Origin of the sequence: Marinobacter sp. C7 (assembly GCF_022343555.1) — a bacterium.
In the GTDB taxonomy this organism is placed as follows: Bacteria; Pseudomonadota; Gammaproteobacteria; order Pseudomonadales; family Oleiphilaceae; genus Marinobacter.
This window is the reverse complement of record NZ_JAKQZH010000003.1, coordinates 117,845-130,735: the sequence shown is the minus strand read 5'-3', so window position 1 is coordinate 130,735 and position 12,891 is coordinate 117,845. Positions and strand designations below refer to the sequence as shown.

The following is a 12,891-nucleotide window of genomic DNA, read 5'->3' as shown; positions in this document are numbered from 1 at the left end:
ACTGAGAAGGATGCTGTCGTGTCCAAACTGATGATTTTCGCTGGCAATGCCAACCCGGCCCTTGCCCAGGATATTGCCAAGAAACTTCACATTCCCATGGGTCAGGCCACCGTAGGCCGTTTCAGCGACGGGGAAACCACCGTCGAGATCAATGAGAATGTCCGGGGCCATGATGTTTTCATCATCCAGCCTACCTGCTACCCCACCAACGATAACCTGATGGAACTGATCGTGATGGCTGACGCCCTGCGTCGCGCCTCCGCCACACGCATCACCGCGGTTATTCCCTACTACGGTTACGCTCGCCAGGATCGCCGCGTTCGCTCCAGCCGGGTTGCCATCAGCGCCAAGGTCGTTGCCGACATGATCTCCAGCATCGGCGTGGATCGTGTACTGACCGTGGACCTGCACGCGGACCAGATTCAGGGGTTCTTCGACATCCCGGTGGACAACATCTACGCCACTCCTGTGATGCTCGAAGACATCGAGAAGCAGCGTTTCGAGAATTTTGTGGTGGTGTCGCCGGACGTCGGCGGCGTGGTTCGCGCCCGCGCCGTGGCCAAGCGCCTGGATGACGCCGATCTGGCGATCATCGACAAACGTCGCCCGAAGGCCAACGTTTCCCAGGTCATGCACATCATCGGTGATGTGAAGGACAAGACCTGCATCCTCGTGGACGACATCATCGACACCGCAGGCACCCTGTGCAAGGCGGCTAACGCACTGAAGGAACACGGTGCCGCGAAGGTCATTGCCTACATCACCCACCCTGTTCTGTCCGGACCGGCGATCGACAACATCAACGCCTCTACGCTGGACGAACTGGTGGTCTGCGACACCATTCCGGTGGATGACAAAGTTCGCAATTGTGATAGAATCCGCGTCCTCAATATGGCCGGACTGCTCGCCGAATCCATTCGTCGCGTGAGCAACGAAGAGTCCATCAGCGCCATGTTCGAGAACGTCTGAGCCGGCCAGGCGCCGTAACCTCAGACCAATAAAGCAGTTTTCGGGTCGGGAGCCCCTTCGGGCTCCCGACTCTTTTCGTCAGTCGGGGACAGAAACCCCCGGCTTCATCAGAAACATCATCTGTTCCGAGCCTGGTCGCGGGCCGCTCAGATGACGATTGAGGTAAGAACCATGTCTCAGGAATTTGTAATCGAAGCATTTCCTCGTGACGACCAGGGGAAAGGTGCGAGCCGCCGCCTGCGTCGCGAGGAGCGTAAAATCCCGGCCATCATCTACGGTGGCGGCAAAGATGCGACTCCGGTTGCCATCTGGCACAACGAGCTGAAAAAGGCCCTGGAAAACGAAGCCTTCTTCTCTCACGTTCTGACCGTTGAACTGAACGGCAAGAAAGAAAGCGTGATCCTGAAGGATCTGCAGCGTCATCCGTACAAGCCGATCCTGACCCACGCCGACTTCCTGCGTGTCGACAAGGACCACGAGATCCACGTCAACGTACCGCTGCACTTCGTCAACGAAGACAGCGCTCCGGCTATCAAACTGCACGGCGGCGTTGCCAACCACCAGATCAACGAAGTAGAAGTGATCTGCCTGCCGCAGAACCTGCCTGAGTTCATCGAAGTCGACATGACGACTGTCGAAATGGACCAGGTTGTGCACCTGAGCGACCTCAAACTGCCGGAAGGCGTCAAGATCGCCGCTCTGCTGCAGGGCGAGGACCACGACCTGCCGGTTGTGGCTATCCACAAGCCTCGCGGCGCCAAGGTTGACGAAGCCGAGGAAGGCGAGGAAGGCGAAGAAGAAGGCGGCGAGGAGTAATCACTCCGGGGGCAACGGCGAATGGCACAGGATATTGTCATGGTGGTCGGACTGGGTAATCCCGGCCCTGACTACGAGAATACCCGCCACAACGCCGGCGCCCTGTTCGTCGAAGCGCTGGCCCGCGATGCGGGCCAGACGCTACGCCCTGATAAGAAATACCACGGGCTCTACGCCCGCATCCAGTGGCAGGGACTCGACCTGCATCTGCTGAACCCCAGCACGTTCATGAACCGTAGCGGCCTCGCCATCAAGGCACTGGCGGACTTTTTCAAGATTCCCCCGGAAAAGATCCTGGTCGCGCACGATGAGCTCGACCTCCCCGCCGGTACCGCGAAGCTCAAGAAAGGTGGCGGCCACGGTGGCCACAACGGCCTTCGCGACACCATCGCCCACCTCGGCACCAACAGCTTCCAGCGCCTGCGCCTTGGCATTGGTCATCCCGGTGACAGCCGCAAGGTCACAGGCTTTGTCCTCGGCCGGCTGGGCAAGCAGGAAACCGAACAGCTCAACGCGGTGTTTGACGAAATCATGCGGGTACTTCCGAACGCCGCGAATGGCAAGCTTGCCGCTGCCATGAACCGCCTGCACAGCTTCAAACCCCTGCCCTGATCAAGGCACAACCCCTTACTCGCACCCTTACCGATACACCGGTATAATCCGCCCCAAATTTTCAGTACCAGCAGAGGCATTCCATGGGATTTAACTGCGGCATCGTCGGCCTTCCCAACGTCGGCAAATCCACCCTGTTCAACGCGTTGACCAAATCCGGTATCGGCGCCGAAAACTTCCCGTTCTGCACCATCGAGCCGAATGCCGGCGTGGTCCCCATGCCGGATCCGCGCCTGAACAAGCTGGCCGAGATTGTGAAACCCGAGCGCGTCGTACCGACCGCCATGGAATTCGTGGACATCGCCGGACTGGTCGAAGGCGCCTCCAAGGGCGAAGGCCTCGGTAACCAGTTCCTGGCCAACATCCGCCAGACCGACGCCATCGCCCACGTGGTCCGCTGCTTTGAGGACGGCAACGTTATTCACGTGGCCAACAAGGTGGACCCGGCCTCGGACATCGAGGTGATCAACACCGAACTGGCCCTGGCCGACCTGGAAACCGTGGAGAAAGCCATCAAGCGGGTACAGCGCGTCGCCAAGAGTGGCGACAAGGACGCCAAGGCCCAGCTGGCGATGTTCGAGACGCTGCTGCCGGTGCTGAACGAGGGTAAACCTGTGCGCAGCATGAACCTGGACAAGGACCAGATGGCCCTGATCCGGGAACTGTGCCTGCTCACGGTAAAGCCCACCATGTACATTGCCAACGTCAATGAAGACGGCTTCGAGAACAACCCGCACCTGGATACCGTGCGCAAGATCGCCGAAGCTGAAAACGCCGTCGTGGTACCCATCTGCAACAAGCTGGAAGCCGAGATCTCCGAACTGGAAGACGACGAGAAAGCCATGTTCCTCGACGAGATGGGCATGGAAGAGCCGGGCCTGGACCGCGTCATCCGCGCGGGTTACAACCTCCTGGGCCTGCAGACCTACTTCACCGCCGGTGTAAAGGAGGTCCGCGCCTGGACGGTCAAGATTGGCGCCACCGCTCCTCAGGCCGCCGGCGTCATCCACACCGACTTCGAGCGTGGCTTCATCCGCGCCGAGGTGGTGAGCTACGACGATTTCGTCCAGTACAACGGCGAACAGGGCGCCAAGGATGCCGGAAAATGGCGTCTGGAAGGCAAGGACTACATTGTCCAGGATGGAGATGTCATCCACTTCCGTTTCAACGTGTAATTTTTAGGGAAAATTCCGGTTCAGGGCCTTGACAGGACAAGCCGGAATACTGAAAATACGCGCCTCGTTTGGGGCGTATCCCGAAGCGAAATGGCAAGGTAGCTCAGTTGGTTAGAGCACAGCACTCATAATGCTGGGGTCGGCGGTTCGACTCCGCCCCTTGCTACCAGTATTCAGAAAGGGTTGCGATTCCGGTCGCGGCCCTTTTTTTTGGTCACTCCCCCGCTCCACACCAGAATCTATTGGCTGACGTGCGACAGCATTTTGCGAAATTGCACATCCCTTATACAACCTTTGACAATCCCCCCGGGCCAATTGCCCTATCATTAGCGGAGCAATCCCGACATCCGGATGGGGGCATCCAGCCTGCATGAAAACATCGCCCGCAGAGGCGGCTTTCCTTACCATCGTCATTCTGGCCGCTACCCTGGTATTCTCCGGTTTTGACCTGAAAATGCTGTCGATCTCCATCGGGCTGTTTCTGCTGTATGTGGCCATTTTCTTCTCTGGCTCCATCAAGGATTATCTCCGGGCACAAGCGCGACCATCTGGCGACGAGGAAGACTGAGCCCTTATTCCAAAGTCTCAGTGGCGTCGGGCTGGCCTCGGGGTACAATCTCGGGCCTTTTCACCGGTATACCCCATTAGCGACATGAAAAAGATTCTCCTGGAACTCATTGTGGTTCTGGCCATCACTTTGCCTGCCGTGCTCATCATCGCCGGACAGCCCGCTCACGTGCTGTTTATTTCAGGCTCTATCCTGGTGGCCTACACAATCATTTTCCTGTCCATGAACATAGGTTCCCGCCGCCAGAATCGGCGCTGGCGTGCCTGACTCTTCCTTGCGCTTCTCCCATCTGCAGTAATGGCTTAAGCTTTCCTTTTTGACCATGGGATTTGTTCATGCCGTCATCCAATATTGTCGCCGGCCTGTCACTTGAGCGCCTGAACCGTATCGGCCAACACCTGGACGACAAGTACATTCGCCCGGGCAGATTGCCATGCACGGTGACACTGGTAGCCCGCCACGGTGAAATCGCCTGGGTGAAGGCCCAGGGCCTGATGGATGTTGAGCGCAACAAACCGGCACGACGGGATACGCTGTTCCGGATCTATTCCATGACCAAGCCGGTCACCTCCATTGCCATGATGCAGCTTTATGAGCAGGGTCGGTTCCTGCTGGATGACCCGGTGCACAAGTACATTCCGTCCTGGCGCAACCTGCGGGTCTATAAAGGCGGAACTTACCCGGCTTTCGAAACGGAACCCGCCGCCTCCGCCATGACCATCCGGGACCTGCTGACCCACACGTCCGGCCTGACCTACGGTTTCCTGGAGCGGACCAACGTGGATGCGGCCTACCGTAAGCTCAAGCTGGACGGAAGCTCCATTCTGACCCTCGACAAATTGGTGGACCGGCTGGCTGAACTGCCTCTGGAGTTCTCCCCCGGCACGGCCTGGAATTATTCAGTGTCAACAGATGTGGTGGGCTACCTGGTCCAGCTGCTCGCCGACAAACCTCTGGACGACTACTTCCGGGAGCACATTTTCTCGCCCCTGGGCATGGTCGACACCGGCTTTCAGGTCCGGGCCGACCAGCTGGACCGTTTCGCCGCCTGCTACCTGCATCAGCCCGGCGACACCATGAAACTCCAGGACGATCCGGACCGCTCCAGATTCCTCAAGCCCCCCAGATTCCTCTCTGGTGGAGGCGGGCTGGTCTCCACCATCGACGACTATCACAGTTTCGCCCAGGCACTGTGCCAGGGAGGCGAATACCGCGGCCAGCGGATTATTGGCCGGAAGACACTGGAGTTCATGCGCCGGAACCACCTGCCGGGAAACCAGGACCTGCCCGCGCTATCCGTCGGTGCGTTCAGCGAGACGCCCTACGAGGGCAGCGGATTCGGGCTCGGGTTCTCGGTCAAGACCGATGTCGCCAAGTCCCTGACCAACGGCTCTGAAGGTGAGTTCGGCTGGGGCGGCCTGGCCAGCACCAACTTCTTTGTAGACCCCCAGGAGGATATGGTGATGATCTTCATGACCCAGCTGATGCCCTCCTCGTCCTATCCACTGAGACAGGAACTCCGGGCCATGGTGCACGGGGCGCTGGTATAGGCAAAACGAGAAATCGGCCCCCGCCTCCTGAACGCGCCCCCCGGGGACCAGGCCCGCTGTCTGCTACGAAAACCGTCGTCTTATAACCATATGAGGTTTGGAACTGTGCTCAGGTTCGCCCGCCTATGGCATACTCGGTGTCCTGATCCAATCAAGAATAATCCACCAGCAAGGAATGTTGCGATGAAACCGGAAACTCTCGCCCTTCACGCAGGCTTCAAGAGCGACCCGACCACCAAGGCGGCCACCACACCGATCTACCAGACCACGTCCTATACGTTCGATGATACCCAGCACGGCGCCGATCTGTTTGATCTCAAGGTCCAGGGCAACATCTACACCCGTATCATGAACCCCACCAATGCGGTGCTCGAAGAGCGCATGGCAGCCCTTGAAGGGGGCGTGGGCGCCCTGGCCGTAGCCTCCGGCATGGCCGCCATCACCTATGCCCTGCAGACCATCTGCCGGGTAGGCAACAACATCGTCAGCACGAGCCAGCTGTATGGCGGTACCTACAACCTGTTTGCCCACTCCCTGCCCAACCAGGGCATCGAGTGCAAAATGGTGCCCCACGACGATTTCGAGGCCGTCGAAAATGCCATCGACGACCAGACCCGGGCCCTGTTTTGCGAATCCATCGGCAACCCGGCCGGCAACGTTGTGGACATCCAGAAGTGGGCCGAGATTGCCCACAAGCACGGTATTCCGCTGATCGTGGACAACACGGTGGCCACGCCGTTCCTGTGCCGTCCCTTCGAACACGGTGCCGACATCGTGATCCACTCCCTGACCAAGTACATCGGCGGCCATGGCACGACCGTAGCCGGTGTCGTGGTGGATTCCGGCAAGTTCGACTGGAAAGCCAGCGCCGACAAATTCCCGATGCTGAACGAACCGGACCCCTCCTACCACGGCGTGGTCTACACCGAAGCTCTGGGCGAGGCAGCATTCATCGGCCGCTGCCGCGTGGTCCCGCTGCGCAACACCGGCTCGGCCCTGTCACCGTTCAATGCCTTCCTGATCATGCAGGGGCTGGAGACGCTTGCGCTGCGCATGGAACGCCACTGCGAGAACGCGGAAAAAGTAGCGCAGTTCCTGCAGGAGCATCCTGCCGTGGAATGGGTGAACTACGCGGCCCTGGCCAATAGCCCGTACAAGGCTACCTGCGACAAGATCTGCGACGGCAAGGCCTCCGGCATCCTGAGTTTTGGCATCAAGGGTGGCCGCGAGGCCGGCGCGAAGTTTATCGACGCCCTGGACATGATCCTGCGCCTGGTGAACATCGGTGATGCCAAATCCCTGGCGTGTCACCCGGCTACCACCACGCATCGCCAGCTGAATCCGGACGAACTGAAGAGTGCGGGCGTCAGCGAGGACCTGGTGCGCCTGTCCATCGGCATCGAACACGCCGATGACATCATTGCCGACATTACCCAGGCCCTGGAAAAATCCCAGGCTTGATCTATCTCATCCGGGTACGACCAATGTCGTGCCCGGACACCCCGTGATTGCCCGTACCCGCCTTGTAACTGCGCCCTCCGCGCATTAACCTTTAGAGTTCTCCATACCTTTCATATGAGAGTCTCCGGTCAATGAGCGAAAGCGCAAAGTCCCGCGTCACCAGTGGTACCAAATTCCGCAGCGAGCATGGATTCTCCGCCATCAAGGACGGCGTCAAACGCACCGCCTCCGCAAGCACGGAAGACAAACCGGTGGAGCGCAAGCCCAAGTGGCTGCGGGCACGCATGCCCGGTGGCGAGCGCTATGATGCGGTGCGCCGCAACGTCAACGAGCACCGCCTGAGCACCGTATGCCAGGAATCCCACTGCCCGAACATCGGCGAGTGCTGGACCAATGGCACCGCCACCATCATGGTGATGGGCTCGGTGTGCACCCGGGCCTGCAAGTTCTGCGCGGTGGATACCGGCAACCCCAAGGGCTGGCTGGATCCGGACGAACCGGAGAACACCGCCAAATCGGTCGAGCTGATGGGCCTTCGCTATATCGTGCTGACTTCGGTCGACCGGGATGACCTGGACGATGGCGGCGCTGCCCACTACGCCGCCTGTGTCTCGGCCATCAAGCGGCGCACCCCGGAAGTGGCGGTGGAAGCCCTGACCCCGGACTTCGATGCGGTGATGAGCGACGTGGAAAAAGTTGTGGACTCCGGGTTGGATGTGTTCGCCCAGAACGTCGAGACCGTCAAGCGTCTGACCAGCCGGGTACGCGATCCCCGGGCCGGCTACGAGAAAACCCTGAGCGTGCTGGCCCATGCCAAGAAATACCGGCCTGATGTGCTCACCAAGACCAGCCTGATGCTGGGCCTGGGCGAGACCGAGGAGGAAATCCTCGAGACCATGGACGACCTGCGCGCGATCGGTGTCGACATCCTCACCCTGGGCCAGTACCTGCGCCCCACCCCGAACCATCTGCCGGTGGAGCGATACGTCACTCCGGAGGAGTTCAACCGCTACCGTGAAATCGGTCTGGAAAAAGGTTTCATGGAAGTGCCATCCGGTCCAATGGTCCGCTCCAGCTATCGCGCCGACAAAGTGTTCGACAAGAACAACCTGGGCCTCGCCGTGCCGGAAGTCCCCAAGCCGGACAACGCCATGCAGATTCCGGTGAAGGCAGTCGACTGACGGAGCCGGCATAAAAAAATCCCCCGTGCGGACAGTTCCGACGGGGGATTTTTTATGCCAACTCCGGCCCGGATGCTCCGTGGCCGGGGCTGTGGGCCAGGATTACTGGCCTTGCTGTTGCTGCTGCATCTGCTGTTGCATCTGACGCTGCTGTTGCATCTGCTGCTGCATCTGACGCATGCGCTTGTCCAGCTCGTCACGCTGTTCCTGGGTGAACACGCTGTCTACCTTGGCCTGCATCAGGGTAGAGAGTGCGGCGATCTCGCCAGTCAGGTCACCCAGCTCCTCGGCGTTTTCCCGGATCGCTGCTTCGTCATAGTCGGCTTTGATCTCTGCCTGCATCTGCTGCTGGATCTGCTGGGCTTCCTGGCGCAACTCACCGATCTTACCCTGCATCTCTTCGAGAATAGCGCGGATCTCGGTCTGCTGATCATCGGACAAGCCGACCATCTGTGCCAGCTGATCCACCTGGTCCGGCTGTCCACCGGCTGCCTGCTGGGCGAAAGCAGGGGCGGACAGAGTCAGTGCCACAAGGGCGGTTCCGAGGAACTTCGCAAGCTTCATAAATATCTCCGTTATTGGGGTGGCCACTACCAGAAAACCACCAACAGTCGTTAATTTCACGATTCAGGTGGTACACCCTAAAACATCCGGACCGGGGATTTCATCCCGATATCCCCCCTTTTTGTACACACGTCTCACCCGGCACCCCCTCAGCCCGCCACACACGCGGATTCAATGAAATGTGAAACTTTATCCATTCCCCTTCATAATGGCGCGATTTGAACACGTCCGGAGTACTCGAGATGGCGATTAACTGGTTTCCAGGGCACATGCACAAGGCCCGCAAGGAGATCAAGAAGGTAATGCCCCAGATGGATCTCATTATCGAGGTCCTGGATGCACGCATTCCGTTCAGCAGCGAAAACCCGCTGGTTCCCTCCCTGCGCGGCGACACTCCGCTGATCAAGGTCCTGAACAAACGGGACCTGGCGGATCCGGAGATCACCGAGCGCTGGCAGCAATGGCTGGAGAAGGAACGAGGCGTCCGCGCCATCACCCTGACCCACAACCAGCGTGGCGAGGCCCTCGACATACTCAAGCTTGCCGAGGAAATGACCCCGGACCACGACCGTCAGAAAAGCGCCCTGAGGGTGATGATCCTGGGCATCCCCAATGTCGGGAAATCCACCATCATTAACACCCTGGCAGGCCGCCCGGTGGCGAAAACGGGCAACGAGCCGGCGGTGACCCGGGCCCAGCAGGCCATCAAGTTGCCGGGCAACGTCCTGCTGTACGACACCCCGGGCTTCCTCTGGCCCAAGCTGTCGCCGGAAGCCTGTGGCTACCGGCTGGCGATCACCGGAGCCATTCGCAGTGCCGTGCTGGACTTCGAAGATGTTGCCCTGTTCGAGGCCGACTACCTGCTGGAAGCGTATCCGGAGCTCGTCCGGATGCGGTACGGCCTCGCCGAGTTACCGGAGGACGGCATCGGTCTGATGGATGCCATTGCCGAGAAACGGCGATTCTTTGCCCGCGGTGGTATCCCGGACTTGCACAAGGTGGCCGAGGTTCTGCTGAACGAATTCCGTTCCGGCACCCTGGGGCGGATCTCCCTCGAGACGCCGGAAATGGTCGAGCGGGAAGCCCGGATTGCCGCTGAAGAGCAGGCTCACAAGGCAGCGGAGCAAGAAGCTCGCGGAAAAGGGACAGGGAAGAAAAAAGGCGGTGGCAATAAACGTTGACACCGCCTTTCCCGAAACCGGGTTACCCGATCAATGACCCTGTGCGTGGGGGACCGGGAGTCCGAGCTTGGCGGCAAACTCGATGCTGACGAAAATAGGCCCGATCAACAAAAAGACGAGGTCATCGACGAAGGAGGGCTTCTTGCCTTCGACCTTGTGACCGTAGACCTGGAAGATCCACGCCACCACAAATACGCCAACACTGGTCCAGAGCAGGGACCAGCCTGCAGACAGCACGCTCTGGATAATCCATGCGGAGAGTGCAAACCAGCCGGCCATCAGCACCAGGACCCAAAGGGAGAGGCGCGCGTAGATGACGGCGGAGAGCGCTGCGACCAGCGTCGCACCGTTTACCCACTCGACGGCAGCCCCGCTCAGCCCCAGCCAGCTTCCTATCGGTACAAGCCACAGCAGGCCCAGTGTCGAAATCAGGATCGCGGGAACACAGATAATGTGTACCCACTGGTTAAAAGAGTTCTGGTGGCTCTCCCCGTAATCCCGGAGGAACTGTTCGAGGGTGCGCATGGTGCTGCTCCTTCTGTTCTTGTTGTGGTGAATATTTCACCTCCCCTTACCAAGGTCAAATATAACCCGGGAGCCAAAGGGCCTACACTGTCAAATAATGTCAATGTTTCGCTGGCCCACCTATCGGAGGCCAATAAAGGAGGAAGAACATGAGACGCGTCGTCGTCACCGGTATGGGCATCGTTTCCTGTCTGGGCAATTCCATAGAAGATGTGCTGGATAGCCTGACGAACGGTAAGTCCGGCATTCGTTTCAATGAAACCTACAGGGACAAGGGCTTCCGCAGCCAGGTTTCCGGGTCTGTCGATGTAGACACCTCCGTGATCGACCGCAAAATGCGGCGGTTCATGGGGCCTGCCGCCATGTACAGCTACCTGGCAATGGAACAGGCCATAGCCCAATCGGGCCTGACCGAAGACCAGATATCCAATGACCGCACCGGCCTGATCGCCGGTTCCGGTGGCGCGTCCTGCTCCAGTCAGGTCGAGGCCACCGACACCATGCGCGAGCGCGGTGTAAAGCGTATCGGACCCTATATGGTGCCCCGCATCATGACCAGCACCGTGTCTGCCTGCCTGGCCACCGCCTACAAGATCCGTGGCGTGAACTATTCCATGTCTTCAGCCTGTGCCACCAGTGCCCACTGTATCGGCCATGGCATGGAGCAGATCCAGTCCGGCAAGCAGGACATTGTGTTCGCCGGCGGCGGTGAAGAGGAAGACTGGAGCCTCACCATGATGTTCGACGCCATGGGCGCACTCTCCACCAAATACAATGACGCGCCGGAGACCGCCTCCCGACCATTCGACAGTGGCCGTGATGGCTTTGTTATCGCCGGCGGCGGAGGCATGGTGGTACTCGAGGAGCTCGAGCATGCGAAAAAGCGCGGCGCCAACATCATTGCAGAGCTGACCGGATACGGTGCCACCTCCGATGGTTACGACATGGTTGCTCCATCGGGGGAAGGCGCCAAGCGCTGCATGGAGCAGGCCATGGCCACCATCCGCGGCAAGATCCAGTACATCAACGCTCATGGCACCAGCACCCCGGTCGGCGACGTGGCAGAGATGGGTGCGGTGAAGAACACCTTTGGCTCCGACATTCCCGCCATATCCTCTACCAAGTCCCTGTCCGGCCACTCCCTGGGTGCCGCCGGTGTCCAGGAGGCCATCTACTCGCTGCTGATGCTTCAGCATGGCTTCGCAGCCGGCACTGCCAACCTGCTCGATGCCGATGAAAAAATCCGGGATCTGCCCATTGTCGGTCCGGAAGCCCGGGATATGACACTGGATTGCGTGATGTCAAACAGCTTCGGCTTCGGTGGCACAAACGCGTCGCTGGTCTTCGAAAAGCTCTGATTATGGCCGGTGGCGGTTCGAGAAACCGCCACCGGATCAGAATTTGCCGTATACCATGCGATTCATCATTGGCAAAAGGCTCTGTACGTATTAAGGTACGAGGTTGATATGGATCAATTTGGACGGTTCATCCGCTATGGCGCAAGCAATCCCCATTCGTAAGAACTCGCCCCTCAAAGCCTCTTGCCACCAGTGCAGTCTGAGCAATCTCTGCCTGCCCCTGGCCATTGAGGAAAACGAACTCGAGCGCCTGGAGGACATAGTCCAGCAGGGACGTATCTTCAATCGAGGCGAGCACATCTTCGATCAGAGCACTCCATTCCGCTCCTGTTTTGCAGTGAAAAGCGGCTCAATCAAGACTTCGATCATTACCGAGGGTGGTGACGAGCAGGTCACAGGGTTCTTCATGCCCGGCGAACTGGTAGGTCTGGATAGCATGAGCGGAGAAAGCTACGCCTGCACTGCCAAGGCCCTGGAGCGCACCAGTGTCTGTGAGTTCCCGATCGAGAAACTGGAAGAGCTGACCGGAAAGATGCCGGAACTGCAGCACCACATGTACCACCTGATGAGCCAGGAGATCCAGAACAGCCATCAGCTGGCCATGCTGCTGAGCAAGAACACCGCGGAAGAACGTATCGCCGCGCTGCTGCTGTCGCTTTCAAGCCGCTTCCAGCGCCGCCGGCTGTCGCCGACCAACTTCAGCCTGCCAATGGCGAGGAACGACATCGCCAACTTCCTGGGTCTGGCGGTAGAGACCGTCAGCCGTGTGTTTACCCGCTTCCAGAACCAGGGCCTGATCCGCGCCCGGGGCCGGGAAGTGGAACTGCTGGACGTGGAAGCGCTGCAGACTGTAACCCGCGAGTTTTCCCGCCAGGGTTGCCAGTAAGGTCTCTTGAACAGGGCCAGAGACTAAAGACGGGGTCAGAAGAAA

Annotated in this window: 14 protein-coding genes and 1 tRNA gene; 13 read left to right on the top strand and 2 right to left on the bottom strand. The window is 59.4% G+C overall.

Annotation, left to right across the window (positions count from 1 at the left end):
* Nucleotides 1-18: 18 nt before the first annotated feature.
* The 10 genes from MD273_RS15045 (at nucleotide 19) to lipA (ending at nucleotide 8,332) form a co-directional block, all read left to right on the top strand.
* Nucleotides 19-969 carry a ribose-phosphate diphosphokinase gene (locus MD273_RS15045; RefSeq protein ID WP_239038620.1) on the top strand — a complete coding sequence of 317 codons (951 nt, stop codon included), beginning with the start codon at nucleotides 19-21 and terminating at the stop codon, nucleotides 967-969.
* 171 nt (nucleotides 970-1,140) lie between these two features.
* The gene (locus tag MD273_RS15040) at nucleotides 1,141-1,785 is read left to right on the top strand and encodes a 50S ribosomal protein L25/general stress protein Ctc (protein ID WP_239038619.1); all 645 of its coding nucleotides are present in this window, start codon (nucleotides 1,141-1,143) and stop codon (nucleotides 1,783-1,785) included.
* 21 nt (nucleotides 1,786-1,806) lie between these two features.
* On the top strand, nucleotides 1,807-2,397 hold the full coding sequence (gene pth, locus MD273_RS15035; RefSeq protein ID WP_239038618.1) for an aminoacyl-tRNA hydrolase: 591 nt from the start codon (nucleotides 1,807-1,809) through the stop codon (nucleotides 2,395-2,397).
* Nucleotides 2,398-2,480: 83 nt separating this feature from the next.
* Nucleotides 2,481-3,572, top strand: a complete 1,092-nt coding sequence (gene ychF / locus MD273_RS15030; protein ID WP_239038617.1) for a redox-regulated ATPase YchF — start codon at nucleotides 2,481-2,483, stop codon at nucleotides 3,570-3,572.
* A gap of 92 nt (nucleotides 3,573-3,664) precedes the next feature.
* A tRNA-Met gene (locus MD273_RS15025) sits at nucleotides 3,665-3,741 on the top strand.
* A gap of 201 nt (nucleotides 3,742-3,942) precedes the next feature.
* Nucleotides 3,943-4,140, top strand: coding sequence for a hypothetical protein (locus MD273_RS15020; protein ID WP_239038616.1), 198 nt, complete (start codon nucleotides 3,943-3,945; stop codon nucleotides 4,138-4,140).
* Nucleotides 4,141-4,224: 84 nt separating this feature from the next.
* Nucleotides 4,225-4,407: a hypothetical protein gene (locus MD273_RS15015; protein WP_239038615.1), complete on the top strand. Its 183-nt coding sequence runs from the start codon at nucleotides 4,225-4,227 to the stop codon at nucleotides 4,405-4,407.
* A 68-nt stretch (nucleotides 4,408-4,475) separates the two neighbouring features.
* Nucleotides 4,476-5,690, top strand: a complete 1,215-nt coding sequence (locus tag MD273_RS15010; RefSeq protein ID WP_239038614.1) for a serine hydrolase domain-containing protein — start codon at nucleotides 4,476-4,478, stop codon at nucleotides 5,688-5,690.
* Between the two features lie 183 nt (nucleotides 5,691-5,873).
* Nucleotides 5,874-7,151: an O-acetylhomoserine aminocarboxypropyltransferase/cysteine synthase family protein gene (locus MD273_RS15005; protein ID WP_239038613.1), complete on the top strand. Its 1,278-nt coding sequence runs from the start codon at nucleotides 5,874-5,876 to the stop codon at nucleotides 7,149-7,151.
* A 131-nt stretch (nucleotides 7,152-7,282) separates the two neighbouring features.
* Nucleotides 7,283-8,332, top strand: coding sequence for a lipoyl synthase (gene lipA / locus MD273_RS15000; protein WP_239038612.1), 1,050 nt, complete (start codon nucleotides 7,283-7,285; stop codon nucleotides 8,330-8,332).
* A gap of 102 nt (nucleotides 8,333-8,434) precedes the next feature.
* Here the strand turns inward: lipA and MD273_RS14995 are convergent, their stop codons facing one another.
* Complete coding sequence (locus tag MD273_RS14995) at nucleotides 8,435-8,896, bottom strand: Spy/CpxP family protein refolding chaperone (RefSeq protein ID WP_239038611.1); 462 nt, start codon at nucleotides 8,894-8,896, stop codon at nucleotides 8,435-8,437.
* Between the two features lie 242 nt (nucleotides 8,897-9,138).
* Here MD273_RS14995 and ylqF point away from each other — a divergent pair, with 242 nt between their 5' ends.
* Nucleotides 9,139-10,077 (top strand): ribosome biogenesis GTPase YlqF, encoded by a 939-nt coding sequence (gene ylqF, locus MD273_RS14990; protein ID WP_239038610.1) that lies wholly within the window; start codon nucleotides 9,139-9,141, stop codon nucleotides 10,075-10,077.
* A 30-nt stretch (nucleotides 10,078-10,107) separates the two neighbouring features.
* Here ylqF and MD273_RS14985 read toward each other — a convergent pair whose 3' ends face one another.
* Nucleotides 10,108-10,602: an Mpo1 family 2-hydroxy fatty acid dioxygenase gene (locus MD273_RS14985; RefSeq protein WP_239038609.1), complete on the bottom strand. Its 495-nt coding sequence runs from the start codon at nucleotides 10,600-10,602 to the stop codon at nucleotides 10,108-10,110.
* Between the two features lie 149 nt (nucleotides 10,603-10,751).
* Between MD273_RS14985 and fabB the strand changes: the two genes are divergently transcribed.
* Both fabB and fnr read left to right on the top strand, forming a co-directional pair.
* A complete protein-coding gene (fabB, locus tag MD273_RS14980; protein ID WP_239038608.1) occupies nucleotides 10,752-11,960 on the top strand; it encodes a beta-ketoacyl-ACP synthase I in 1,209 nt (402 codons plus the stop codon).
* Nucleotides 11,961-12,096: 136 nt separating this feature from the next.
* Nucleotides 12,097-12,846 carry a fumarate/nitrate reduction transcriptional regulator Fnr gene (gene fnr, locus MD273_RS14975; RefSeq protein ID WP_239038607.1) on the top strand — a complete coding sequence of 250 codons (750 nt, stop codon included), beginning with the start codon at nucleotides 12,097-12,099 and terminating at the stop codon, nucleotides 12,844-12,846.
* Nucleotides 12,847-12,891: the final 45 nt, after the last annotated feature.